The organism is Pseudomonas sp. LB1P83 (assembly GCF_054897885.1).
The window spans coordinates 1,779,710-1,804,959 of sequence record NZ_CM142709.1 but is presented as its reverse complement, the minus strand read 5'-3'; the positions used below and the strand labels follow the sequence as shown (position 1 = coordinate 1,804,959).

The following is a 25,250-nucleotide window of genomic DNA, read 5'->3' as shown; positions in this document are numbered from 1 at the left end:
CGCCGCATGCGCCTGTTTCGTTTACTGACTTTGCTGACCACTCTGGTCGCTCCAACGGCGTTTGCCGATAACCTGTATCAGGTTGAAATGATCCTGGTGCGGCAGAACGCCGTGCCTGCCATTGTCAGCAAAGCCGCACCGGAAGACTGGGCCGCCGGCGCCCAGCGCATCAGCCCCGACAGCTTCCGCACGCCGAGCCTGAATCCCGAAGTGGAAAAGCTCACCGCCAGCAATGAGTACTCGGTGTTGCTGCACAAAGCCTGGCAGCAGACTCTCGGTGAAGAAGCCACTAAAGTCGCGATCAGCGAAGGTACCGAACAATTTGGCCAGTTCCCGATCGAGGGCACGTTGAGCTTGAAACTGGGGCGTTTCACCGACGTCGACGCCGACTTCTGGGTCAACCAGATCGACGCCAACGGCATGGTCACCGCCAGCGAACGCCTGAAGCAGGAAAGCCACACCAAGAACGGTCAGCTGAACTTCCTCGACAACGGCCACCTGGCCCTGCTGATCAAGATCACTTCGTTGACCGCCCCGGCACCTCGGCCAGTCCCCGATGAAATTCCGGACTGATTGAGTCCTTATGTCAGCGACCCTGAGCAAACCCCTGGCACCTTCCTGGGTCAGCCGATTCAAGGAACAGAGCCTGGAGCGTGGCCGTCGCTACGCACTGGAGAACCGCGTCAGGATCGTCGAGGCCGGCGACGCCACGATCATCGCCGCTTGCGAAGGCTCTGGCGGTAACGTTTACCGTCAGACGATTCGCCTGCGCGAGTCAGCCAAAGCGACCTTGCTGATGGTCGACGCCACGTGCACTTGCCCGGTTCACGCCAACTGCAAACATTGCGCGGCGGTGCTGCTGAAAGTCCAGGAAACCCTCGCCTATCCTGCCGCCGCACAGGACGCCGAACTGCTGGAAAAACTTCAGGCCGTGCTGGAAAACCGCAGCCCGAAAGCCCCGCCCCAAGTCCTTGTGGATAACGTACAACCGGTGCCGCGCCTGTGGCTCGCCAGTATCGAGTTCAGCGCCTTCGAACCGCGCAACGGCAAGATGCAGCGCTACATCCAGCATCGTGCGGCGCTGTCTTTCAGCTACCTGGATGAATACGTCTGCGGACAGAAAAACGCCGACGTCCTGATTCGGCAAGAAACCCAGACGCTGCGGATAAAACGCCACCCGGACGTCGAACAGGCCTACAGGGAGCAGTTGCGAATCCTCGGTTTCAAAATCGCCACCCGCCAGAGCAAAGCCTTGCCGGAAAGTGCCGGCGATCTGTATGAGATGGTCAACGACAGCGCCTGGCTGACCTTTACCCTCAACGAACTGCCGAAGTTGCGCACCCAGGGCTGGGAGCTGCAGATCGATGAGGAATTCGGTTTCGACCTGACCGCCGTGGATGACTGGTACGCCACTGTCGAGCAGGCGCCGGAGCGCGACTGGTTTGATCTGGAACTGGGGATCATCGTCAACGGCGAGCGCCTGAGCCTGCTGCCAATCCTGTTGAACCTGATGCGCTCCCACACCGAAATACTCAATCCGGAACGCCTCGCCCGGCGTCGTGACGACGAACTGATTCTGGTGAACATTCCCAACCGCCCGAATTCCGAGTACGGCCCCTTGCAGGTCGCCCTACCCTTCGGTCGGTTGAAGCCGGTGTTGGCAACCCTCGGCGAGTTCTACCTGCAAGAGCCTGGCGAAACCACGCTGCGCTTGAGCAAGGCCGACGCCACGCGCCTGAATCCGCTGGAAGGCATGCCGCTGCTTTGGGAAGGTGGCGAGCAGATCCGCACGTTCGCCCAGCGCCTGCGGGACATCAAGGACTACACCGCGACGGCCCCCGAAGGCTTGAACGCAACCTTGCGCCCGTATCAGCTGGAAGGCTTGAGCTGGATGCAGTCGTTGCGGCAACTGGAAGTCGGCGGAATTCTCGCGGATGACATGGGCTTGGGTAAAACCCTACAGACACTGGCGCATGTTCTCAGCGAGAAGAACGCCGGACGCCTCGATCGACCGTGCATGGTGGTGATGCCCACCAGCCTGATCCCGAACTGGCTCGACGAAGCCGCGCACTTCACGCCGCAACTCAAAGTACTGGCGCTGTACGGCGCCAGCCGCAAAAAGCATTTCGACCATCTGGCCGATTACGACCTGGTCCTGACCACCTATGCATTGCTGCCCAAGGACGTCGAACACCTGGCGGCCCAGCCTCTGCATGTGCTGGTTCTGGACGAAGCGCAGTACATCAAGAACCCCAACAGCAAGGCTGCTCAGGCGGCCCGTGAGTTGAATGCGCGCCAGCGTCTGTGCCTGAGTGGCACGCCGCTGGAAAACCACTTGGGTGAACTGTGGTCGCTGTTTCACTTCCTCTTGCCTGGCTGGCTTGGTGACGTAAAAAGCTTCAACCGCGATTACCGCGTGCCGATTGAAAAGCGCGCCAGTGAAGTCAGACTTCAGCACCTCAATGGTCGGATCAAACCGTTTCTGCTGCGCAGGACCAAGGAGCAGGTGGCGACGGAGTTGCCGCCGAAGACCGAAATCATCCATTGGGTCGAGCTCAACGAAGCCCAGCGCGATGTGTATGAAACCATGCGCCTGGCGATGGACAAAAAAGTCCGCGATGAGATCACTCGCAAAGGCGTGGCACGCAGCCAGATCATCATTCTTGAAGCGCTGCTGAAGCTGCGCCAGGTGTGCTGCGATTTGCGCCTGGTCAACGATGCCGTGCTGCCGACGCGCGGCAGCACATCGGGCAAGCTCGACAGCTTGATGGAAATGCTCGATGAGTTGTTTGAGGAAGGTCGGCGGATTTTGCTGTTTTCGCAGTTCACGTCGATGTTGGCGCTGATCGAGGTCGAACTGAAGAAACGCGGCGTTGAATATGCGCTGCTGACGGGACAGACCCGTGACCGACGGGCGCCGGTGAAAGACTTCCAGAGCGGCAAGCGTCAGATCTTTCTGATCAGCTTGAAGGCAGGTGGTGTCGGTTTGAACCTGACGGAGGCGGATACGGTGATCCACTACGATCCGTGGTGGAACCCGGCGACGGAAAATCAGGCGACTGACCGGGCGTATCGCATCGGCCAGGAGAAGCCGGTGTTCGTCTACAAAATGATTGCCCGAGGCACGGTGGAAGAGAAGATTCAGCACCTGCAAAAGGAAAAATCCGACCTGGCGGCGGGGGTGCTGGATGGGCGCAAGACTGGGGACTGGAAGTTGCAGAGTGACGATATTGAAGCATTGTTTGCGCCGTTGCCGGATAAGCTGGAGAAGCGCTGAAATCTGCGGCGTCTGGTAGATCGTCTTCGCGGGCAAGCCTCGCTCCTACAGGATTGATGTGAGTCCGGTAGGAGCGAGGCTTGCCCGCGAAAGGGTCACCTCGGTCTTACTGAAGGCATCAGGGCTTGAGATTGGGCAGCGGCGCAAACAGCGCCTCAATATCACTCTGCTCAAGCTTCCAGCCGCCAGTTGTTCCACCTTCAAGCACCGCCCCGGCCAATGCAGCCTTCTCCAGTTGCAGCGCCTGTATTTTTTCTTCTACCGTGCCACGAGCTATCAGCTTGTAGACGAACACGGGTTTGTTTTGCCCGATCCTGTAGGCCCGGTCAGTCGCCTGGTTTTCGACCGCCGGGTTCCACCAGGGATCGAAATGGATGACCGTATCCGCAGCCGTCAGGTTCAGACCTGTGCCACCAGCCTTCAAACTGATCAGAAACAGCGGCACTTTACCGCTCTGAAAATTCTTGACCGGTGTGCGCCGATCCGTCGTCTCACCCGTCAACAACGAGTAGCCCAGACCACGTTGCTGCAACTCTTCCTCAATCAAGGCGAGCATCGAAGTGAACTGTGAAAACAGCAAAACCTTTCGGCCTTCGCTGAGCAACTCTTCCAGCATCTCCATCAAGCTGACCAGTTTTCCGCTACCAGAACGAAGGGCCTTCGCGGTGAGCGGCGTTTTGATCAACCGCAGATCGCAACACACCTGACGCAGCTTGAGCAATGCATCGAGGATGATGATTTGACTGCGCCCGACACCACTGCGGGCAATTTCGTCGCGAACCTTCTTGTCCATCGCCACGCGCACGGTTTCATACACATCCCGTTGTCCATCACTGAGATCAACCCAATGCACAATCTCGGTTTTCGGCGGTAACTCGGTCGCCACCTGATCTTTCTTGCGACGTAACAAAAAGGGCTTTATCCGCGCCGTCAGGTGCTGCATCCGCTCGGTGTTACCGTGCTTTTCAATCGGCGTGCGGTAGTCGCGGTTGAAGGTTTTGCTGTCGCCAAGCCAGCCGGGCAGCAAAAAGTGAAATTGCGACCACAACTCGCCGAGGTGGTTTTCCATCGGGGTGCCGGACAGGCACAATCGCTGGCGGGCCTGCAGGTCGCGGGCTGCCTGAGCAGCTTTGCTGACCGGGTTCTTGATGTTCTGCGCCTCATCGAGAATCAGCACACTCCACAACTGAGGCTGCAATACTTCCAGGTCCCGAGGCAGCAATGCGTAGGTGGTCAACACCAAGTCGTATTCGGCAAGACTGGCAAAATCTTTTTGCCGCGCGGCGCCATGCAGCGCCAATACCTTGAGCTGCGGAGCAAAACGCAGTGACTCGTCGAGCCAGTTGGGGATCAGGCTGGTAGGCATCACGGCCAGTGCCGGGCGATCAAGCCGCCCGGCCTGCTTTTCCGTTAGCAGATGAGCCAGGGTTTGCAGGGTTTTCCCCAGGCCCATATCGTCGCCGAGGATGCCGCCGACCTCCAGTTCGCGAAGGGTTTGCATCCAGTTCAGCCCTTCAAGCTGATACGGCCGCAGTGTCGCTTTCAACCCTTCGGGCGCCGAGACATGAGCATGATTCGACTCACGCAGACGCTTTGCAAAACTGCGCAGTCGTTCACCGCCCTGCCAAATGAGCGGGACGCCTTCCAGCGCACTGAGGCGCGCGGCATCCGGCAAACTCAAACGCAATGAATCACCTTGATGCGTCCCCAGGTACAACTCGCCCAGGGTGACCATCAGCGGTTTGATCCGGCCATAGGGCAGCGCGACTTTGCCATGGGGTTTGGCACCGAAACGCCCATCACCCAGCCCAATCAGCAACAGTTCGTCATCGTTGCGTTGGGCAAGGCTTGCGGGATCCATCAGCTGTGGCTGGCTACGCAGCAAATGCAGCAATATCGGCAGCAGGCTGTGACGTTCGCCGTTGACGACGATACCCAGCTGCAGATCGAACCACTGGTGCCCCGATCCTTCCTCGACTTGCGCATACCACTCTTCTACAGGCTGCACGTTGAAGTGAAAGTTATCGCTGATATCGATCAGCCAGTTTTTCTCCCTCAGCGCCGGGACTCCGTTTTGCGCAAAGGCAAGCCAGGCTGCGTCATCCGCCAGGGTGAACATTTCGCCGGGACGGTCCAGGCTGCTTTTGCGCGTGGCCTTTTTAAAACCTTGTTTTTGCAGGGCCTGACGCAGGGCTTTCTCGGCGGAGGGGTTGCGCTGTATACGCTGGGTTTCAGTCCCGGAAAGGATTAACACTTCCGGATTTCTGTCCGACGTCGGATGACCGTTGTAGGTGAACGCCAATGCGGCGCGATGCTCTGGCTCATGCTGCCAGCGGACGTAACGCTTGCCACTGGCGAGTGACAGGTGAGCCTGAGGGAAAACGCCGTCAATGACCCGCTCCGTCAGTGTGTGAGGTGGCGGTGCAACTTTCGTCGCCGCCCTCATCCGATGACTGAACTGCATGGCCTGACGCGCCGGAATATCCGGGACCAACGACAAGTGACAAGCCAGTTTTTCATCCATCTCGCTGAACAGCGGCCCTACTTGCAGCCGCTCGCGATCCAGATAGTACAAGGGCTCCAGGGCCAGGATCGTTTCCACTGGGGCTGCGTCACTGCCCCATTGTGGGCGAAAACTGCCATTGGCTTGTTCGGCCCACGCAAATTGACCCGTTCTTCTCATTCCCGGCGTCAGGGGTTGTGGCTGTTCTAGATCGAGGAAAAGGCGCGAGGTTCGCAACAGCATTTCGATGAGTTCGGCGCCACTGCTGCCTTCCAAGGGGTAGCCTGCGTAATAGGCGTGATGGGAGTGAACGGCGACTAATAGCCTGGCGATTCGAAGGTCGAGCTCCGTCAGGTAACCGGGTTGGCGTATCAGCGTGTCCGACAGCGAGTACATCGACTTGATGTCTTGCAAACGGCCGTCCTTGAGCTGACGCGCCTTGAAAATCTCCAGCGTCCATTTCCCGACGGTGGGCGTGGCCCTGAGTTTGTAAAACAGGCGCGTACTCGTCACCTGCGACGGTTCATCGGGGGGATTGCTTGCGGATGGAATACCGGCGAGCCAGCGCTCCAGTTCACGATTCAGGTGAACGGGAGCCGTACTGTCAGCAACAGCGACAGGAAGGTCTTGCAGATGATAAATAACGGTTGCGCAATGTTTGCAATCGATCACAACGGGGCATGAGCAGTTGCAGTCCAGCTCAAAAGTACCATTGGCATCTTCGACCAGCTCAATGTGCTGTTCGTAGACGTTACCCTGGGAGCCCCTGCAGGTTGCACGAACCAACACATCATCAAGTTCGAGGATTTTTACCCGATGCTCAGGGGCATATCTGCGCGCCTTATCCAGAGCGCGATGACTGAATGCCTCCGCCCACGGCAGCTGTTGAAGTTGCTCGATGATTGTCGACATACACTCAATGCTTTTGATAATGAATTAATGATGGTGGCGTACAACTTAGCCTTTTAACACCCGCGCCAACGTCGACTTCACCTTCCCCATCCCGTCCAGCAACGCCTGCTCGATCTCGGCCATGGTGATCACCGCCGTGGATTTGCCCGCTGCCGGGTTCACCACCAGCGCCAGGCACGCATAATCCAGTTCCAGCTCACGCGCCAATGCCGCTTCCGGCATGCCGGTCATGCCGACGATGTCGCAGCCATCACGTTCCAGTCGCGCGATTTCAGCGACGGTTTCCAGACGTGGCCCCTGGGTGCAGGCGTACACGCCATGACTGCTATAACCGACACCTTCAGCCGCCAACGCCGCGATCAATTGCTGACGTAGCGGTTGGCTGTAGGGATAGCTGAAGTCAATGTGGGTGACGTGCTCCAGGTTATCGGCGAAATAGGTGTGTTCGCGACCGCTGGTGTAGTCGATCAGTTGATGCGGCACACAGAAATGCCCGGTGCCCATGGCTGCATGAATCCCGCCCACGGCGTTGACCGCGAGGATCGCTTCGGCACCCGCCTGTTTCAGCGCCCAGAGGTTGGCGCGGTAGTTCACCTGATGCGGCGGCAAACGGTGCGGGTGACCGTGACGGGCGAGGAACAGCACTTCCTTGCCGGCGTATTCACCGATCTGCACTTCGGCCGAAGGCGGGCCATAGGGCGTATCCACCGCCAGTGACTGACGAATGCTCAGACCTTCGAGTTGAGTCAGGCCGGTGCCACCGATAATCGCGTAAACCGTCATAACGAAAAGTCCTTATTCAATCAGTTGAGCTTCTTTAAGCGCGCCAATGGCAGTCAGCCAGCGCGGGTTCTGACGGTATTCAGTATTGACGTACGACTGGCCACGCATCCGCGCAATGCGATCAGACGGTTGGACCTTCAAGCGCTGGGCGGCGCTCAAGGCCAATTCCGCAGCAGCCCGGTCGTTGCACACCAGCCCCATGTCGCAACCGGCGGTCAGCGCGGCTTCGATACGGCTGGCTGCGTCGCCAACCACGTGGGCGCCAGCCATGGACAGGTCGTCGCTGAAGATCACGCCATCGAATTGCAGCTCGCCGCGCAGGATGTCCTGCAACCAGCGACGGGAGAAGCCGGCGGGCTGGGAATCGACTTGCGGGTAAATAACGTGGGCCGGCATGACGGCGGCCAGTTGCTTGCTCAATTTGGCGAACGGCACAAGGTCGTTGGCGCGGATTTCATCGAGACTGCGTTCGTCGTTCGGGATCGCGACGTGGGAATCCGCCTCGGCCCAACCGTGACCGGGAAAATGCTTGCCGGTGGCGGCCATGCCGGCGCTGTTCATGCCGCGAATGAACGCACCCGCCAGCAGCGCTGCGCGCTCAGGGTCACCTTCGAACGACCGGGTACCGACGACGGCGCTGCGCTGGTAATCCAGGTCCAGCACCGGGGCGAAACTCAGATCGAGGCCAACGGCCAGCACTTCGGTGGCCATGATCCAGCCGCACTGCTCGGCCAGGTATTCGGCGTTCGGGTTGTCGGCGATGGCGCGCATGGCCGGCAATCGTACGAAGCCTTGGCGCAGACGCTGAACACGACCGCCCTCCTGGTCCACCGCCAGCAGCAGCTCGGGACGAATGGCGCGGATCGCGGCGCTCAGCTCACGCACCTGGCGCGGGTTTTCGATGTTACGGGCGAAAATGATCAGGCCGCCCACTTCGGGCTGACGCAACAATTGGCGATCTTCGGCCGTCAGCCAGGTACCGGCGACGTCCACCATCAACGAGCCTTGCAGGCCAGCAGTCATAGAGATTCCTTGATAACGAAAAACCCGGCTCGCGTGAATACGCCGCCTTGGGCTGTACCCGGCAGGTCGGCGATATCAGTAGGGAGCGGGTTCAGAACGAGAGTCGGCATGGGCGGCTAGCTTAGCGGATGTCAGCCGCCGCGCCCACCCGTGCGGTGTTAAACCTTGGCAGCAGCCGGGGCCGACTTGCTGCGCGGACGCAATTGCGCGGTGGCCATGGCCGTGTCGGTGACGCCGGTTTCGGCACGCATGCCCGCGGCCAGGAACGGCACCATCAGGCGCATCACTTGTTCGATGGAGGTGTTGACACCGAAATCGGTCTCGGCAATGGCGCGCAACGCCTTGATCCCCGACATGCTGAACGCCGCGGCGCCGAGCATGAAGTGCACGCGCCAGAACAATTCGATAGGTGGAATACGTGGCGCAGCTTCGTTGACCAGCATCATGTAGCGGCGGAACACTTTGCCGTACATGTCTTCCAGATAACGACGCAGGTGGCCCTGACTCTGGCTGAAAGCCAGCCCCAGCAAGCGCATGAAGATGGACAGATCGTTACCGCTGCGAGGCTGCACGACGAGCGCCTGCTCAACGAGAATTTCGAGCAGCTCTTCGAGGGTCGGTTTGTTTTCAGGCTTGGACTGACGCCGCTCCAGCTCTTTATCAAGGCTCAGGCAAAACGGCCCGAGAAAGCGCGAAAAGACAGCCTGGATCAGCGCCTTCTTCGAACCGAAGTGATAATTGACCGCCGCCAGATTGACACCAGCCTTGCTGGTGATCAGACGCAACGAGGTTTCAGCGAAACCTTTTTCCGCGAACAACTGCTCGGCAGCATCAAGAATGCGTTCAACGGTTTCCGACTGGGCCATGGCTACTCCGCCTGACAAACACTTGTTTGAAACATACGTTTCAGCCTGTGCATTGTCAAGCTTGCCGGTTCGTTTTGGGAATGGTCGGTCAGCTATTTAACCATACAACGGCGAGGCTTTAATCAGCAGGCTGATTGACCGTCCAGCGGCCGGCCAAAAAAGGGGCATTGCCAAGACCGTTTCACTGTATATAATCCCAGTCACTGTATAAAAAGACAGAGCGATCAATATGCTAAAGCTGACGCCACGCCAAGCAGAGATTCTGGCCTTCATCAAACGCTGCCTCGAAGACAACGGCTACCCGCCGACCCGTGCGGAAATCGCTCAGGAGCTGGGTTTCAAGTCGCCCAACGCGGCGGAAGAACACCTCAAGGCGCTGGCCCGCAAGGGTGCGATCGAGATGACCCCGGGCGCCTCCCGCGGCATTCGCATCCCGGGCTTCGAAGCCAAGGCCGACGATTCCACCCTGCCAATCATTGGCCGAGTGGCTGCCGGTGCGCCGATTCTGGCCCAGCAGCACATCGAAGAATCCTGCAACATCAACCCTGCCTTCTTCCATCCGCGCGCCGATTATCTGTTGCGCGTCCATGGCATGAGCATGAAGGACGTCGGCATTTTCGACGGCGACCTGCTGGCCGTCCACACCACCCGGGAAGCCCGCAACGGCCAGATCGTCGTGGCGCGAATCGGCGACGAAGTGACCGTCAAGCGCTTCAAGCGCGATGGCAGCAAGGTTTGGTTGATTGCCGAAAACCCTGAATTCGCCCCTATCGAAGTCAACCTGAAAGATCAGGAACTGGTGATCGAAGGCTTGAGTGTCGGCGTCATTCGCCGCTAAAGGAGGCTTTATGCAGTTCCCACACACATCACAGCAAGCCCAACTGCCGTTGTTCGAGGCATTCATGGTGCAACCGATGGCGCCGATCCTGAAAGACGTGGTCGAGTCGCCCTGGAGCACCGAACCCGAAGTTTTCAGCGAGCTTTCACTGCGTGGTGCGGCCGGGAACTGTCTGAACCTTTTGGCGCCGATTCTCCGGGAGCTGAGTCAGGATCAGGACGCGCGGTGGCTGACACTGATCGCTCCGCCAGCCAGCCTGACTCAGGCGTGGTTGCGAGACGCTGGCCTTAACCGCGAACGCATCCTGCTGCTGCAACCTCGCGGCACTCAAAGTGCTCAGCAGTTGACCTGCGAAGCCTTGCGCCTGGGCCGCAGCCACACCGTTGTCAGCTGGCTCAACCCGTTGAACACAAACTCACGGCAACAGTTGATCAGCGCAGCCCGTACCGGGGATGCGCAGAGCCTGAATATTCGCTTGGGTTAACGTGTAAACAAAGCGCGCAATGAATAGCGCGGGGCTTCTCAAAGGATAGAGAAGCCGGTCCGTAGCCGTATCAGCAGAAAGCGACGAATGGAATCAGTGGAGGACCCGCGAACTCTCATCGGTATTGAATTCGCCTTCAACCAGGCGTCCTGCCATCTGGACACCGACGCTCAACATCGCCTTGGCGACTTCCACGTGCTGGCCCTGCAGGAAAGCCTTGGCATCCTCGGAGAAATCCAAAGTAACCAGAGAACCCTCGTCCTCAGCCCTGCGCAGCTCGATTCGGCCGTCTGGTAACTCGACAATTTCTAGAAAGGACGTTGGCATAAAGGTCTGTTCTCCACGAAAGGCGGGGATTATATAGGCATCGGCCAGGCTTCGCTCGGTAACTTGACCAGCAGCGCTTTTAATCGCACTGCCTGGTCTCAGCCGATCAGCACTCGTTCAAGCCTTCGCGAAACCGGATCGCCAGCGCTTTCAGGTTTTGACGCCAGCTCTCCAGCTCTTCGCGACTCAACTCCTCTGGCGCCTCTTCCTCATCCAGGTTAACCGCCAGGATAAGCGGTTGAGTCACGTCACCCTTGGGCTTATGCGGAGCGCGAGGCGGTTGGAACATCGCCGCGTGAGCCGCTAGCAGCTTGGCTAGCCAGGTTTCCCGATTCTGAGCCAGCTCGACCATCTCTGCCATCTCAGGAATGGCGATGGCTTCCAGCACTTCGCGAGTGAGCAGCATCTCCGCCCGAGGCGCATTGGCCTGAGGCAAGCGGTAGAAACCGGCAATTTCATGGCACAGCCCCAGCAACGCACCGTACAAGTGAAACAACGCCGACTCGCGCCCGGCCTGAATCAGAGCAAGGGAATTCATCGCCCGCCCCTCTTCGGCTCTGGCGAGCGCTTCCAGCGACAGGCCGGCGAAATAAATCTTCTGGTTAGTACGGGTATAGAGTTCGTGGGCCATGACGGCAGCCTCCACAACGAAATAATTGCTTAACGCAGGTCAGACAGTGTCGGGGATCAGCCGATCTGACTGCAAGCACAAAACAAAAAGGCCGCATGAGAACCCGAGGGTTGTCATGCGGCCTTTTGTGTACAGCCTCTTTTACGCTTTGGCTGCCGGACGCTTGTCTTCAACCGTCCATTTGCCGCCGTCGTAGTACGCCTTCCAGCCAGTCGGCTTACCGTCGACTTCAGTCTGCACGTACTGCTCTTTGGTCTTGCGGCTGTAACGGATTACAGCAGGCAGGCCGTCCGGATCTTTCTTCGGTGCTTCACAGAGGAAGTGGTACTTCGGATCGATCTCATCCTTGTGCGGCACAATTTCGATGACCAGCGGAGCACGCGTCTCGCGGTTTTTCGGGAATTGGCTGGCCGCCAGGAACAGGCCGGAAGCACCGTCGCGCAGGATGTAGGTGTCGTTGACCTTTTCGCATTTCAGCTCAGGCATCTTCACCGGGTCCATCTTCGGCGGTGCCGCATCACCGCTTTTCAGCAGCTTGCGGGTGTTCTTGCACGTTGCGTTGGTGCAACCGAAGAACTTGCCGAAACGGCCGGTCTTGAGCTGCATCTCGCTGCCACACTTGTCGCATTCCAGGCTCGGACCTTCATAGCCCTTGATGCGATAGGTGCCCTCTTCGATTTCGTAGCCAGCGCAATCAGGGTTGTTACCGCAGATGTGCAGCTTGCGCTTCTCATCCAGCAGGTAAGCGTCCATCGCCGTGCTGCAGATCGGGCAGCGGTGCTTGCCACGCAGCACCAGGGATTCCGATTCACCCTCGTCGTCCGCAGCGATTTCGTCGCCCGGCACCAGGTTGACGGTGGCCTTGCAGCGTTCTTTCGGTGGCAGGCTGTAACCCGAGCAACCCAGGAACACGCCAGTCGATGCGGTACGAATCTGCATCGGACGACCGCACAACACGCACGGAATGTCAGTCATCACCGGTTGGTTGGCGCGCATGCCGCCTTCGGCGCTTTCGGCTACTTCAAGTTTCTTCTTGAAATCGCCGTAGAACTCGTCGAGCACGTTTTTCCAATCGCGTTCGCCCTGAGCCACGTCATCGAGGTTCTCTTCCATGCCGGCGGTGAAGCCGTAGTCCATCAGATTGGAGAAACTCTCGGCCAGACGCTCGGTCACGATGTCGCCCATCTTTTCCGAGTAGAAACGACGGTTGTGCAGTGCTACGTAGCCACGGTCCTGAATGGTCGAAATGATCGCCGCGTAGGTCGAAGGACGACCGATACCGCGTTTTTCCATTTCTTTAACAAGGCTCGCTTCCGAGTAACGCGCAGGCGGCTTGGTGAAGTGCTGGGTCGGATCAAGCTTGATCAGCTTCATCGCGTCGCCCTGAGCCATGTCCGGCAGCACGTCGTCGTCACCAGGCTTGGCAATTTGCGGCATGACGCGGGTATAACCGTCGAACTTCAGGATGCGGCCCTTGGCGCGCAGCTCGAAATCGCCGGCACCGACGGTGACCGTGGTCGACAGGTATTGGGCCGGCAGCATCTGGCAAGCGAGGAACTGGCGCCAGATCAGCTCGTAGAGCCGCTCTGCATCACGCTCCATGCCCGACAGCTTGCTTGGCTCGGTGTTGGCGTCAGACGGACGAATCGCTTCGTGAGCCTCTTGTGCGCCTTCCTTGCTGCTGTAGACATTCGGGTTTTCCGGCAGGTACTTCTTGCCGAACTCGCCTTCAATATAGGTGCGCGCCATCGTCACGGCATCGACCGAGAGGTTGGTGGAGTCGGTACGCATATAAGTGATGTAACCAGCTTCGTACAAACGCTGGGCCATCATCATGGTTTTCTTCACACCGAAGCCCAGGCGGTTACTCGCAGCCTGTTGCAGGGTGGACGTGATGAACGGTGCCGAAGGCTTGCTGCTGGTCGGTTTGTCTTCGCGCTTGACGATGCTGTAGCTGGAAGCCTTGAGCTTCTCCAGCGCGGCCATGGCCTGAGCTTCGTTGAGCGGCTTGAAAGCTTCGCCTTTCTCACGCGCCACGTCGAAGCGCACAGTCGCGCCCTTGGCGGTGCCGAGGTCAGCGTGGACTTCCCAGTATTCTTCCGGGTTGAACGCGCGAATTTCACGCTCACGCTCAACGACCAGTTTTACCGCAACCGATTGCACGCGACCGGCGGACAGGCCACGGGCGACCTTGGCCCACAGCAGCGGCGAAACCATGTAACCCACCACGCGATCGAGGAAGCGACGCGCCTGCTGGGCGTTGACACGGTCAATGTCCAGCTCGCCGGGTTTGGAGAAGGCTTCCTGGATCGCTTTCTTGGTGATTTCGTTGAACACCACGCGCTTGTAGCGGCTGTCGTCACCACCGATGGCTTCGCGCAGGTGCCAGGCAATGGCTTCCCCCTCGCGATCCAAGTCGGTTGCGAGATAGATGGTGTCAGCATCTTTGGCGAGCCGGCGCAGCTCTTCGATGACCTTTTCCTTGCCCGGGAGGATCTCGTACTTGGCTTTCCAGCCATGATCGGGATCGACACCCATGCGCGAGACCAGCTGCTTGCGCGCCTTCTCTTTCGGCGTGAGCACCGGACCTTCACCCGCGGCGGCCTTGCCGCGCTTGGCGGCTGGCTCTTTGCTGGCGCTAGCCGAACCGCTGGTGGGCAGGTCTCGGATATGGCCGATACTCGACTTCACCACGTATTGGTTACCCAGATACTTGTTGATGGTCTTGGCCTTAGCCGGGGATTCCACAATGACCAGCGATTTGCCCATGGATCAGAAAATTCCTGAATTCTAGAAGTGAAAGGCGGTTGGCGCCTGACGCGGCACCGCTATATATAGTGGCTACAAGGTGAGGTCAAGCGCAGGGTCTTGCGCGCACTCAGCTTATGGCTTGGAAAAAAGGCTCGGTTCGGCTTGCACCAAAGCAAAGCGTGGCACCTGTTCGCCGTCAACCTCGACTGACTCCAGGAACATGCTCAAGGGACGCACCCAAAAGCCGTAATCGCCATACAGGGCTTGGTAGAAGACCACTTCTTCTTCGGTTTCCGAATGCCGCGCGATGCTGAATACGCGGTACTGCGGACCTTTGTAATGCTGGTAGAGCCCAGGTTGTATCGGCATGGTTTGGCCCTCACTCAAATCTTTTAAAAATAAAAACAAAAAATAAATTCAGAAAAACAAAAACCGGGGCACTTGGCCCCGGCTTCCATCAGCGAAACGCTTAAACGCGTTCGAAGACGGTGGAGATGCCTTGGCCGAGACCAATGCACATGGTGGCTACCCCGAAGGTGCCGCCATTCTGCTTCATCACGTTCAGCAAAGTGCCGGAGATACGGGCACCGGAGCAACCGAACGGGTGACCCAGGGCGATCGCGCCGCCGTGCAGGTTAACCTTCTCGTTCATCTTGTCGAGCACTTTCAGATCTTTCAGCACTGGCAGGGCCTGTGCGGCGAAAGCTTCGTTGAGCTCGAAGAAGTCGATATCGTTAATGCCAAGGCCCGCACGCTTCAGTGCTTTTTGAGTGGCCGGTACTGGACCATAGCCCATGATTGCCGGATCGACACCTGCCACTGCCATCGAGCGGATAACCGCCAGCGGCTGGATGCCCAGGTCCTGTGCACGCTGCGCCGACATCACGATCATGCAGGAAGCACCGTCGGTGATCTGCGACGAAGTACCGGCCGTTACGGTGCCGCCCTTCGGGTTGAACGCTGGCTTCAGAGCCGCCAGGCTTTCCAGGGTGGTTTCCGGACGAATGGTTTCGTCGTAGTCGAACAGTTTCAGGAAACCGTTCTCGTCGTAGCCCTGCATCGGGATGATTTCGTCTTTGAACTTGCCTTCCAGGGTTGCCTTGTGAGCGAGCTGGTGGGAGCGCACGCCGAAAGCGTCCTGTTGTTCGCGAGTGATGCCGTGCATTTTGCCCAGCATTTCAGCGGTCAGGCCCATCATGCCCGAGGCTTTTGCCGCGTACAGCGACATGTGCGGGTTCGGATCGACACCGTGCATCATGCTCACGTGGCCCATGTGCTCGACGCCACCGACGACGAACACGTCACCGTTGCCGGTCATGATCGCTTGTGCGGCAGTGTGCAGCGCGCTCATCGACGAACCACACAGACGGCTGACGGTCTGGCCGGCAGCAGTGTGCGGGATCTGCGTCATCAGGGACGCCATGCGGGCGATGTTCCAGCCCTGCTCCAGGGTCTGGTTTACGCAGCCCCAGATCACGTCTTCGACTTCGCTCGGGTCAACCTTGACGTTGCGTTCCAGCAATTTGCTGATCAGGTGCGCCGACATGTCTTCAGCGCGGGTGTTGCGGTGCATGCCGCCCTTGGAGCGGCCCATCGGAGTACGACCGAAGTCGACAATCACGACGTCTCTTGGATTCAAGCTCATAAAATTTCACTCTCGCTCAAAAGTTGGGACGCTTAACCGAAGAACCGTTGGCCGGTTTTGGCCATTTCACGCAGTTTTGCGGTCGGGTGGTACAGCGCGCCCAAATCAGCGTACTGGTCAGCCAGGGCAACGAACTCGGCAACACCGATCGAATCGATGTAGCGCAGCGCACCGCCACGGAATGGAGGGAAACCAATACCGTAGACCAGACCCATGTCGGCTTCGGCGGCGGTTTCAACAATGCCGTCTTCCAGGCAACGCACGGTTTCCAGGCACAGCGGGATCATCATCCAGTTGATGATGTCTTCGTCAGTGACTTCGCGCTGCTCGTAAACGATCGGCTTGAGCACTTCCAGCACCGACGGATCGGCCACTTTCTTCTGCTTGCCGCGCTTGTCGGTCTCGTAAGCGTAGAAACCCTTGCCGTTCTTCTGGCCCAGGCGCTTGGCTTCGTAGAGCACGTCGATAGCCGAACGGCGATCGTCTTTCATGCGGTCCGGGAAGCCTTCAGCCATCACGTCACGACCGTGGTGGCCGGTGTCGATGCCGACCACGTCCATCAGGTAGGCCGGGCCCATTGGCCAGCCGAATTTTTCCATGATCTTGTCGATACGGACGAAGTCCACACCGGCGCTGACCAGTTTGGCGAAACCGCCGAAGTACGGGAACAGGACGCGGTTGACCAGGAAGCCCGGGCAGTCGTTGACGACGATCGGGTTCTTGCCCATTTTCTTGGCGTAGGCAACGGTGGTGGCAACGGCCAGCTCGCTGGACTTCTCACCACGAATCACTTCAACCAGCGGCATCATGTGCACCGGGTTGAAGAAGTGCATGCCGACGAAGTTTTCCGGACGCTTGAGGGCTTTGGCCAGCAAGGTGATGGAAATGGTCGAGGTGTTGGACGCGAGGATGGTGTCCTCTTTGACCTTGTCTTCGACTTCGGCCAGAACGGCTTGCTTGACCTTCGGGTTCTCGACAACAGCTTCAACGACCAGGTCAACGTGACCGAAATCACCGTAGGACAGGGTCGGACGAATGCCGTTAAGCACTTCAGCCATTTTCGCCGGGGTCATGCGGCCTTTATCAACGCGGCCGACCAGCAGCTTGGCGGCTTCAGCCAGGCCTTGCTCGATACCGTGCTCATTGATGTCTTTCATCAGGATCGGCGTGCCTTTGGAAGCCGACTGATAAGCGATACCGCCACCCATGATGCCAGCGCCCAACACGGCAGCCTGCTTCACGTCTTTGGCGATTTCGTCGTAGGCCTTGGCCTTTTTCTTCAGCTCCTGATCGTTCAGGAACAGGCCGATCAAGCTCTGTGCGGCAGAAGTCTTGGCCAGTTTTACGAAACCGGCGGCTTCGATTTCCAGCGCTTTCTCACGACCGAAGTTCGCGGCTTTCTGGATAGTCTTGATCGCTTCAACCGGTGCCGGGTAGTTCGGACCGGCCTGGCCTGCCACGAAACCTTTGGCGGTTTCGAAAGCCATCATTTGTTCGATTGCGTTCAGTTTCAGCTTTTCCAGCTTAGGCTGACGCTTGGCCTTGTAGTCAAATTCGCCGGAGATGGCACGCTTGATCAGCTCCAGGGCCGCTTCCTGCAGTTTCTCAGGTGCAACCACGGCATCGACGGCGCCGACTTTCAGCGCGTCTTCAGGACGGTTTTCCTTGCCGGCGGCAATCCACTCGATGGCGTTGTCGGCACCGATCAGGCGCGGCAGACGCACGGTACCGCCGAAGCCCGGGTAGATGCCCAGTTTGACTTCCGGCAGACCGATCTTGGCCTTGGTGGACATGACGCGGTAGTCCGCCGCCAGGCACATTTCCAGACCGCCACCCAGCGCGATGCCGTTGATCGCGGCGACAGTCGGGACATTGAGGTCTTCGAAATCGCTGAAAATCTTGTTGGCTTCCAGGTTGCCAGCAACAAGCTCTGCATCAGGCAGCTTGAAGTTCTCGACAAATTCGGTGATGTCGGCGCCGACGATGAAGACGTCCTTGCCACTGCTGACGATCACACCCTTGATCGAAGCATCTGCCTTGATAGTGTCTACAGCCTGACGCAGTTCGTTCAGGGTTAGACGGTTGAACTTGTTAACGGACTCACCCTTGAGGTCGAATTTCAATTCGACGATGCCACTTTCAAGAGCCTTAACCGTGATGGCTTTACCTTCGTAAATCATCAACTGATCTCCACGATATGGAAGCTGAACAGTACACGTCGGACGCAGGCGAATGGCTCGGCAGGACGCTTATCGTCGATGCTAACGCCAATCCACCCGGCACACCCGCCAACGCGATAGTCGGGATTCTGTAGGAGCGGTCTGAAATACAAACGCTCAATTCATACGCCCGTTTGATTTGGGTACGCCACCTTCACGGAATTTCCGACAATTGTCAATCGCCCAAAATACGGGTTGAAACGCGACTTTGCGGTCACTTCCGTACTGCGAAGATCTTCAACACGCATCTGCATGTGAAGCCATTCATAGAATCAATAGTTAGAAAAGTCGCCCTAATTCGCTGCAGCCCGTGTTTAACAAGCTACGCTGGCGGGAAGTCGAAGAAAAAACATGAACGCTTCCGGCGAATGCCCAGCGTAAGATCAGCCCTACAGCGAATTACCGGCCTGCCTGGCCATCCCCAGCCCGATGATGATGTCGGGCTTTTTATTGCCCGCGATAACGGCCAACGCCCCTGTAGCAGCTGCCGAAGGCTGCGTCCGGCTGCGCAGCAGTCGTCAATCAGGCGCCCCGGTGTATCGGGGAGTCTCGTGGTCAGGCTTTACGACGACTTCGTCGCCGAACGCAGCCTCGCGAGCTCGGCAGCTGCTACAGATCGGTGTCAGGCGAGCGCTTTGAGCGTGGCATCGATTTGTTGCAAAACCGTCGCCTCGCCTTTCTCGCCCCAATACAGGGTGATCATCTGTTTGTCCGCCTCAACCTTGTAGACGTTGGCCGGCAATTTTTCGAAATGATTGAGCAGCGCTCGATCTTCGCAAACTTCCTGCCACTGGTTCACCCACACACCCGGCGATTTTTGCCAATAACTCCAGCACGCCGGCTGATTGCCACGGCGCGGCCGATGATACTGGGCGCAAGGGCTCGGCGGCTCCTGGCTCAGCCAGTGCGGCCACTCCTGAGGCGCAAGCTGCATGGCCAACCCGATACGCCGTGCCTCCATGCGCAACGCCATGCGCCCGCTCTGCCCACGGGACGGTCGCAACCACGCCAGTGGACTCAGTACCACCAGCAGGATTGACACCACTATCCAGACCGTCATATCTGTACTCCCGATTCTTGATGAGCGCTTTGAGTCACTTTGGAACCAATGCGCTTGAAACCAGCCATACTTACCAATATTGCAATCCTCAGGAGGAGCACCTCATGCCCTACTACCACATTCTGGTCGCTGTAGATCTAACCGATGAGTGCGACCCTGTAATCCACCGCGCTCGCGAGCTGTCAGTGAGCAACGGCGCGAAATTATCCCTGGTCCACATCGTCGAACCGATGGCCATGGCCTTTGGTGGCGACGTCCCCATGGACCTGTCACAACTGCAACAGCAGCAGTTCGATCAGGCCAAGGAACGCCTCGACCGACTGATCGTGAAATATCCGGAACTCTCCAAAGAATACAGCCACCTGACCTACGGCCAGCCACGCCAGGAGATCCACCACCTGGCCAAGGAACAAACCTGCGACCTGATCGTGGTGGGCAGCCATGGCCGACACGGCCTGGCATTGCTGCTGGGCTCCACCGCCAATGACGTACTGCACGGTGCGCCATGCGATGTGCTCGCGGTGCGCCTGCAAAACAAGAGCTGACAACCGATCCTGTAGGAGCCGGCTTGCTGGCGATACAGGCACCGCGATCCATCAGGTGAACCGCGTCATCGCTCATCGTCGGAACGCCGCCCGCAGCAAGCCGGCTCCTACAGTGGATTGCATTCCATACGAAAAGCCCGGCGGTCATCACTGAACGCCGGGCTTTTTTATTGCAGGATCAATCAGGCATCCAGCTCGGCCCAACGCTCGACCATCACGTCGTGCTCAGCCTGCAACTGCTCAAGCTGAGCGATCACGGCAGCGGTCTCGGCCGCAGGACGCTGATAGAAACCGGCATCGGCCATTTGGGCCTCAACGGCTGCGATCTGCTGTTCCATGGCTTCGATCTGAGCCGGCAACATCTCCAGCTCACGCTGCAACTTGTAACTGAGTTTCTTCTTCGCTACAGGCGCTTCGACTGCCGCAGCAACCGGTGCCGCTTCGGCCTTCACAACCGCCGAAGTCAGGTCGGCTTTGCCGGACTTGCTTTCGGTCACGCCCAGCAGGCGCGGCGAGCCGCCCTGACGCAGCCAGTCCTGATAACCACCGACGTATTCGCGAACCTTGCCTTCACCCTCGAAGACCAGGGTACTGGTGACCACGTTGTCGAGGAATGCCCGGTCGTGACTGACCATCAGCACGGTGCCGTTGAAAGTCAGCAAGACCTCTTCCAGCAGTTCGAGTGTTTCCACATCGAGGTCGTTGGTCGGTTCGTCGAGGACCAGCAGATTCGCCGGTTTGCTGAACAGCTTGGCCAGCAACAGGCGCGCACGCTCACCACCCGACAGCGCCTTGACCGGCGTGCGGGCACGCTGCGGGCTGAACAGGAAGTCACCGAGGTAGCTCAGCACGTGACGGCTCTGACCATCGATATCGATGAAGTCGCGACCTTCGGCCACGTTGTCGATCACGGTCTTTTCCAGGTCCAGCTGATGGCGCAACTGGTCGAAGTAGGCCACGTCGATGCGCGTCCCCTCTTCCACTTTGCCGCTGGTTGGCTGCAGACCGCTGAGCATCAGTTTCAGCAGCGTGGTCTTGCCGGTACCGTTGGCGCCAAGCAGACCGATACGGTCGCCGCGCGTCAGGACCATCGAGAAATCCTTGATCAGGAACGGGCCACCCGGATGCGCGAAACTCACGTTATCGAGGACCATCACCTGCTTGCCGGATTTGTCAGCGGTGTCCAGCTGAATGTTGGCCTTGCCGGTGCGCTCGCGACGTTCGCTACGCTCGACGCGCAGGGCTTTCAATGCGCGCACGCGGCCTTCGTTACGGGTGCGGCGGGCCTTGATGCCCTGGCGGATCCAGACTTCTTCCTGGGCCAGCTTTTTGTCGAACAGCGCGTTGGCCGTTTCTTCAGCGGCCAGCGAGGCTTCCTTGTGCACGAGGAAACTGGCGTAGTCGCCGTTCCAGTCGATCAAACCGCCGCGATCCAGTTCCAGAATGCGGGTCGCGAGGTTCTGCAGGAATGAACGGTCGTGCGTGATGAACAGCACGGCGCCCTGGAAATCCTTCAGTGCTTCTTCGAGCCAGGCAATTGCACCGATGTCCAGGTGGTTGGTCGGTTCGTCGAGCAGCAGCAGGTCCGGTTCGGAAACCAGGGCCTGGGCCAGCAGGACGCGACGACGCCAGCCACCGGACAATTCGGCGAGGGTCTTGTCGGCCGGCAACTGCAGACGGCTCAAGGTGCTGTCGACCAGTTGCTGCAAACGCCAGCCGTCACGGGCTTCGAGGTCATGCTGGACGTGCATCAGTTTGTCCAGGTCGGCGTCGGTGACGATGTTCTGGCTCAGGTGGTGATACTGCGCGAGCAACTCGCCGACACCGTCCAGGCCTTCGGCCACTACGTCGAACACGGTCCGCTCGTCGGCTACCGGCAATTCTTGCGGCAATTCGCCAATCTTGAGGCCGGGTGCACGCCAAACGGAGCCTTCGTCGGGCTTCTGGTCGCCCTTGACGAGCTTCATCATGCTGGACTTGCCAGTGCCGTTGCGGCCGATGATGCACACCCGCTCACCACGGGCGATCTGCCAGGACACCTTGTCCAACAACGGCATAGCGCCGAAAGCAAGGGACACATCGCTGAATTTGAGCAGGGTCATGAGCTTCTCCAAAAACCGGGCGCGCATTCTACCTGACTTGAGGCTTCAGAAGGCCGGCAATTTCAATGTCGAAGCACTCTGCATGACAATTGTTGCGAACTTGTGCAGAGAGGCCGGCAAAGCTTTCGCCCGTTGCTGGCAAAAGGCTAAGCTACAGACAATTCAGTGCAGGTTAAGCCTGCGCTTGTCGTGATTTCTCTGCCCGGACGTCTCATGCGCAGTCGCCTTTTCAGTCTTTTGTCTTGTTTGCTTCTTTCTGCCACTGCCGTTCAAACCGCCCAGGCGGTGGACCTGTCCACCCAGCGCCAATATTACGATGAGGCCAAGCGTGCCTTGGCCAAGGGCGATACCGGCCCTTACTTTCGTTATAGCCAGGCCCTCAGCGATTATCCGCTGGAGCCGTATCTGGCCTATGACGAACTGACCGCACGGCTGAAAACCGCCAGCAATGCCGAGATCGAAAAATTCCTCGCCGAACACGGTGACCTGCCTCAGGCCAACTGGATGAAATTGCGCTGGTTGCGCTGGCTGGCCGATCGCGGCGACTGGGCGACCTTCGTCAAGTACTACGACCCCAAGCTCAATTTCACCGAACTGGACTGCCTGAACGCGCAGTACCAGATCGGTCATAACCAGAAAACCGAAGGCTACGCCAACGCCAACAAACTCTGGCTGACCGGCAAATCCCAACCTGCCGCCTGCGACGCGCTGTTCGGGCAATGGGCTGCCGAAGGCCAATTGACCGAACAGAAACGCTGGGAGCGCACCAAGCTCGCTGCCCAGGCGCGCAACTATCCACTGGCCAACAGCCTGATCAACGGCCTGACCACCCTCGCCCCTCGCGGTCGTTTGCTGGTGGATGTGGCGCAGAAACCCGAACTGCTGAACCAGCCATCGCGCTTCACCCCGGCCGACGAACCGATGTCCGACGTGGTCAGCCTTGGCCTGCGCCGCCTGGCCCGCCAGGATCCCGACAAGGCCATGGACCTGCTCGACGGCTATGCCAGCAGCATGCATTTCTCCCGCGATGAAAAAGTGGCGATCGCCCGTGAAATCGGGTTGACCCTCGCCAAACGCTTCGATCCTCGCGCGCTGGACATGATGACCAAATACGACCCGGAGCTGCGCGACAACACCGTGTCCGAATGGCGCATGCGCCTGCTATTGCGCCTGGCCCGCTGGGACGATGCCTATCAGCTGACTCGCCGCTTGCCGCAGGATCTGGCGACCACCAACCGCTGGCGCTACTGGCAGGCCCGCAGCCTGGAACTGGCACAGCCGCAGAACCCGGAAGCGCAAACGCTGTACAAGAACCTCGCCCGCGAGCGGGATTTCTACGGTTTCCTCGCAGCCGATCGTTCGCAATCACCTTATTCGCTGAACAACAAACCCTTGGTCCTGAGCCAGGCGCTGATCAACAAGGTGCGCAACACGCCAGGCGTGCGTCGCGCCCTAGAATTCCACGCCCGCGGGCAGATCGTCGACGGTCGTCGCGAGTGGTACCACGTCAGCCGTCACTTCAGCCGTGACGAAATGGTCGCCCAGGCGAAACTGGCCTACGACCTGAAATGGTATTTCCCGGCGATCCGCACCATCAGCCAGGCGCAGTACTGGGACGATTTGGACATCCGCTTCCCGATGGCTCACCGCGAAACCCTGGTGCGTGAAGCCAAGGTTCGTGGCCTGCATTCGAGCTGGGTGTTCGCCATCACCCGCCAGGAAAGCGCCTTCATGGCCGACGCCCGCTCCGGCGTCGGCGCCAGCGGCCTCATGCAACTGATGCCTGGCACTGCCAAGGAAACCGCGCGCAAGTTCAGCATCCCGCTGGCCTCGCCGCAGCAAGTGTTCGACCCGGACAAGAACATCCAGCTCGGCGCCGCTTACTTGAGCCAGGTTCACAGCCAGTTCAACGGCAACCGCGTCCTCGCCTCCGCCGCCTACAACGCCGGCCCCGGCCGTGTGCGCCAGTGGTTGCGCGGCGCTGATCACCTGAGCTTCGACGTGTGGGTGGAAAGCATCCCGTTCGACGAAACCCGCCAGTACGTGCAAAACGTGCTGTCGTACTCGGTGATCTACGGCCAGAAGCTCAACTCGCCACAGCCGTTGGTGGATTGGCATGAGCGGTACTTCGACGATCAGTGATGGTGCTTTGACGCGCAAAAAAAAATGCCCGTATTGAGAAATGCGGGCATTTTTTTTGATGTTCAAACATCTACGTCGAGTCAGTACCGCACCGCCGTTCGTTCGCCAAGCTCGGTCAGGCGATACCTTTGAACCGGACTGCGGGGGGAATCGGGATCTGTCATTTCAATTAAGCCGACAGTTAATGCAGGCTTGAGATAGTTTGCCCTGAAGGTCGCCTTGTGAGCTAACCCAACCTCAGCCATCAGATCGTTAACCTTCAGTGGAGCGCTTCCACGCAGAGCAATCAGCAGTTTCGCTACTTGGTCGGTTACTTGGTCGGTTACTTGGTCGGTCGTAGGTTCACTTCGGGCGGCCTCGCCAAGCGCAACGCTCAACGCTTGCAACATGAACTCGACAAAAGGCGTTGATTCGGCCAACTGATCGGCTGCCGACAACGCAGCGTAATAAGCGTCCTGCTGCTCTCGAATCACCGCTTCGACTGGCAGATAAGCCAATACCGGCCGCCACTGACTGAGTATCAAGGTTTGCCAGAGTCGTCCCATCCGCCCATTTCCGTCGGCGAAGGGATGAATAAACTCAAACTCGTAATGGAACACGAAGCTGACGATCAATGGGTGCCAATCTGAATCGCTGAGCCATGCCAGCAAATCGTCCATCAAGTGCGCAACGCGACTCGGCGGCGGTGCCATGTGGACTAATTTTTCGCCACGGTAAATACCTACACCCGCTCGGCGAAACTGCCCGCAGTCGTCAATCAATCCACCCATCAGCAACTCATGCGCCCGCAGCAGGTCGGACTGGCTGCTCGACCGCCACTCGGGCATGGCTTCATAAGCCGCAAACGCGTTACGCACTTCCTGGATTTCTCGCGGCAGGCCAAGAACCCGTCGGCCCGCCAGAACTGCGGTCACCTGCTCAATGCTAAGGGTGTTGTTCTCGATCGCCAAAGTAGCCTGAATCGTACGAATTCGATTGCTGCGACGTAGTTGAGGCGTCTGCAAACGTTCGTCCACAGCCGTCAGTTGACCGATTTGTTCGCTGATCTCGGCAATCAACGCCAACATCCTTGTAGTCAGGGTCAACGGTGGTTGATAACGGCTCATATCCTCATCCAGGCTCGTAACTGAGGTCGACATAAT

Annotated in this window: 19 protein-coding genes; 6 read left to right on the top strand and 13 right to left on the bottom strand. The window is 58.7% G+C overall.

From position 1 onward, the window contains the following. The first annotated feature begins 6 nt into the window (after positions 1-6). Both ACYZTY_RS08215 and ACYZTY_RS08210 read left to right on the top strand, forming a co-directional pair. Entirely contained in the window at positions 7-573 is a 567-nt protein-coding gene (locus ACYZTY_RS08215; RefSeq protein WP_461958028.1) for a CsiV family protein, read from the top strand. A 10-nt stretch (positions 574-583) separates the two neighbouring features. Next, positions 584-3,277: an SNF2-related protein gene (locus tag ACYZTY_RS08210; protein ID WP_461958027.1), complete on the top strand. Its 2,694-nt coding sequence runs from the start codon at positions 584-586 to the stop codon at positions 3,275-3,277. A 118-nt stretch (positions 3,278-3,395) separates the two neighbouring features. On the opposite strand, the gene ACYZTY_RS08205 is transcribed toward ACYZTY_RS08210, so the two are convergent. From ACYZTY_RS08205 to ACYZTY_RS08190, 4 genes are all read right to left on the bottom strand, one after another. Beyond that, on the bottom strand, positions 3,396-6,692 hold the full coding sequence (locus ACYZTY_RS08205; protein ID WP_461958026.1) for a DEAD/DEAH box helicase: 3,297 nt from the start codon (positions 6,690-6,692) through the stop codon (positions 3,396-3,398). A gap of 45 nt (positions 6,693-6,737) precedes the next feature. Then, the gene (locus ACYZTY_RS08200) at positions 6,738-7,475 is read right to left on the bottom strand and encodes an S-methyl-5'-thioinosine phosphorylase (protein ID WP_461958025.1); all 738 of its coding nucleotides are present in this window, start codon (positions 7,473-7,475) and stop codon (positions 6,738-6,740) included. A 12-nt stretch (positions 7,476-7,487) separates the two neighbouring features. Continuing rightward, on the bottom strand, positions 7,488-8,486 hold the full coding sequence (gene nagZ, locus ACYZTY_RS08195) for a beta-N-acetylhexosaminidase (protein ID WP_461959272.1): 999 nt from the start codon (positions 8,484-8,486) through the stop codon (positions 7,488-7,490). Positions 8,487-8,656: 170 nt separating this feature from the next. Beyond that, positions 8,657-9,364, bottom strand: a complete 708-nt coding sequence (locus ACYZTY_RS08190; RefSeq protein ID WP_461958024.1) for a TetR/AcrR family transcriptional regulator — start codon at positions 9,362-9,364, stop codon at positions 8,657-8,659. A gap of 229 nt (positions 9,365-9,593) precedes the next feature. Between ACYZTY_RS08190 and lexA the strand changes: the two genes are divergently transcribed. Then, entirely contained in the window at positions 9,594-10,202 is a 609-nt protein-coding gene (gene lexA, locus ACYZTY_RS08185; RefSeq protein WP_046026989.1) for a transcriptional repressor LexA, read from the top strand. A gap of 10 nt (positions 10,203-10,212) precedes the next feature. After that, positions 10,213-10,686 carry an SOS-induced cell division inhibitor SulA gene (gene sulA, locus ACYZTY_RS08180; RefSeq protein WP_461958023.1) on the top strand — a complete coding sequence of 158 codons (474 nt, stop codon included), beginning with the start codon at positions 10,213-10,215 and terminating at the stop codon, positions 10,684-10,686. Positions 10,687-10,779: 93 nt separating this feature from the next. Here sulA and ACYZTY_RS08175 read toward each other — a convergent pair whose 3' ends face one another. From ACYZTY_RS08175 to ACYZTY_RS08145, 7 genes are all read right to left on the bottom strand, one after another. After that, complete coding sequence (locus tag ACYZTY_RS08175) at positions 10,780-11,013, bottom strand: hypothetical protein (RefSeq protein WP_010456352.1); 234 nt, start codon at positions 11,011-11,013, stop codon at positions 10,780-10,782. 106 nt (positions 11,014-11,119) lie between these two features. Further along, the gene (locus ACYZTY_RS08170) at positions 11,120-11,644 is read right to left on the bottom strand and encodes a DUF6586 family protein (protein WP_131059949.1); all 525 of its coding nucleotides are present in this window, start codon (positions 11,642-11,644) and stop codon (positions 11,120-11,122) included. Positions 11,645-11,785: 141 nt separating this feature from the next. Next, complete coding sequence (gene topA, locus ACYZTY_RS08165; protein WP_461958022.1) at positions 11,786-14,413, bottom strand: type I DNA topoisomerase; 2,628 nt, start codon at positions 14,411-14,413, stop codon at positions 11,786-11,788. A gap of 114 nt (positions 14,414-14,527) precedes the next feature. After that, on the bottom strand, positions 14,528-14,764 hold the full coding sequence (locus tag ACYZTY_RS08160) for a DUF1653 domain-containing protein (protein WP_046047845.1): 237 nt from the start codon (positions 14,762-14,764) through the stop codon (positions 14,528-14,530). 100 nt (positions 14,765-14,864) lie between these two features. Continuing rightward, positions 14,865-16,040, bottom strand: a complete 1,176-nt coding sequence (gene fadA, locus ACYZTY_RS08155) for an acetyl-CoA C-acyltransferase FadA (protein ID WP_461958021.1) — start codon at positions 16,038-16,040, stop codon at positions 14,865-14,867. Between the two features lie 32 nt (positions 16,041-16,072). Further along, entirely contained in the window at positions 16,073-18,220 is a 2,148-nt protein-coding gene (fadB, locus tag ACYZTY_RS08150) for a fatty acid oxidation complex subunit alpha FadB (protein WP_461958020.1), read from the bottom strand. A 661-nt stretch (positions 18,221-18,881) separates the two neighbouring features. Further along, complete coding sequence (locus ACYZTY_RS08145; protein ID WP_461958019.1) at positions 18,882-19,319, bottom strand: hypothetical protein; 438 nt, start codon at positions 19,317-19,319, stop codon at positions 18,882-18,884. A gap of 104 nt (positions 19,320-19,423) precedes the next feature. Between ACYZTY_RS08145 and ACYZTY_RS08140 the strand changes: the two genes are divergently transcribed. Then, positions 19,424-19,864 (top strand): universal stress protein, encoded by a 441-nt coding sequence (locus ACYZTY_RS08140; RefSeq protein WP_461958018.1) that lies wholly within the window; start codon positions 19,424-19,426, stop codon positions 19,862-19,864. A 182-nt stretch (positions 19,865-20,046) separates the two neighbouring features. On the opposite strand, the gene ACYZTY_RS08135 is transcribed toward ACYZTY_RS08140, so the two are convergent. After that, a complete protein-coding gene (locus ACYZTY_RS08135; RefSeq protein ID WP_461958017.1) occupies positions 20,047-21,966 on the bottom strand; it encodes an ATP-binding cassette domain-containing protein in 1,920 nt (639 codons plus the stop codon). Between the two features lie 213 nt (positions 21,967-22,179). On the opposite strand from ACYZTY_RS08135, the gene ACYZTY_RS08130 reads away from it, so the two are divergent. Next, entirely contained in the window at positions 22,180-24,108 is a 1,929-nt protein-coding gene (locus ACYZTY_RS08130; protein WP_461958016.1) for a transglycosylase SLT domain-containing protein, read from the top strand. 80 nt (positions 24,109-24,188) lie between these two features. Here the strand turns inward: ACYZTY_RS08130 and ACYZTY_RS08125 are convergent, their stop codons facing one another. Next, positions 24,189-25,214, bottom strand: a complete 1,026-nt coding sequence (locus ACYZTY_RS08125) for a Fic family protein (protein WP_461958015.1) — start codon at positions 25,212-25,214, stop codon at positions 24,189-24,191. Between the last annotated feature and the right edge of the window lie 36 nt (positions 25,215-25,250).

Coding starts and splice junctions, on each gene's coding strand:
- ACYZTY_RS08215 (WP_461958028.1), top strand. CDS start 7: ATGCGCCTGTTTCGTTTACTGACTTTGCTGACCACTCTGGTCGCTCCA.
- ACYZTY_RS08210 (WP_461958027.1), top strand. CDS start 584: ATGTCAGCGACCCTGAGCAAACCCCTGGCACCTTCCTGGGTCAGCCGA.
- ACYZTY_RS08205 (WP_461958026.1), bottom strand. CDS start 6,692: ATGTCGACAATCATCGAGCAACTTCAACAGCTGCCGTGGGCGGAGGCA.
- ACYZTY_RS08200 (WP_461958025.1), bottom strand. CDS start 7,475: ATGACGGTTTACGCGATTATCGGTGGCACCGGCCTGACTCAACTCGAA.
- ACYZTY_RS08190 (WP_461958024.1), bottom strand. CDS start 9,364: ATGGCCCAGTCGGAAACCGTTGAACGCATTCTTGATGCTGCCGAGCAG.
- lexA (WP_046026989.1), top strand. CDS start 9,594: ATGCTAAAGCTGACGCCACGCCAAGCAGAGATTCTGGCCTTCATCAAA.
- sulA (WP_461958023.1), top strand. CDS start 10,213: ATGCAGTTCCCACACACATCACAGCAAGCCCAACTGCCGTTGTTCGAG.
- ACYZTY_RS08175 (WP_010456352.1), bottom strand. CDS start 11,013: ATGCCAACGTCCTTTCTAGAAATTGTCGAGTTACCAGACGGCCGAATC.
- ACYZTY_RS08170 (WP_131059949.1), bottom strand. CDS start 11,644: ATGGCCCACGAACTCTATACCCGTACTAACCAGAAGATTTATTTCGCC.
- topA (WP_461958022.1), bottom strand. CDS start 14,413: ATGGGCAAATCGCTGGTCATTGTGGAATCCCCGGCTAAGGCCAAGACC.
- ACYZTY_RS08160 (WP_046047845.1), bottom strand. CDS start 14,764: ATGCCGATACAACCTGGGCTCTACCAGCATTACAAAGGTCCGCAGTAC.
- fadA (WP_461958021.1), bottom strand. CDS start 16,040: ATGAGCTTGAATCCAAGAGACGTCGTGATTGTCGACTTCGGTCGTACT.
- fadB (WP_461958020.1), bottom strand. CDS start 18,220: ATGATTTACGAAGGTAAAGCCATCACGGTTAAGGCTCTTGAAAGTGGC.
- ACYZTY_RS08145 (WP_461958019.1), bottom strand. CDS start 19,319: ATGACGGTCTGGATAGTGGTGTCAATCCTGCTGGTGGTACTGAGTCCA.
- ACYZTY_RS08140 (WP_461958018.1), top strand. CDS start 19,424: ATGCCCTACTACCACATTCTGGTCGCTGTAGATCTAACCGATGAGTGC.
- ACYZTY_RS08135 (WP_461958017.1), bottom strand. CDS start 21,966: ATGACCCTGCTCAAATTCAGCGATGTGTCCCTTGCTTTCGGCGCTATG.
- ACYZTY_RS08130 (WP_461958016.1), top strand. CDS start 22,180: ATGCGCAGTCGCCTTTTCAGTCTTTTGTCTTGTTTGCTTCTTTCTGCC.
- ACYZTY_RS08125 (WP_461958015.1), bottom strand. CDS start 25,214: ATGAGCCGTTATCAACCACCGTTGACCCTGACTACAAGGATGTTGGCG.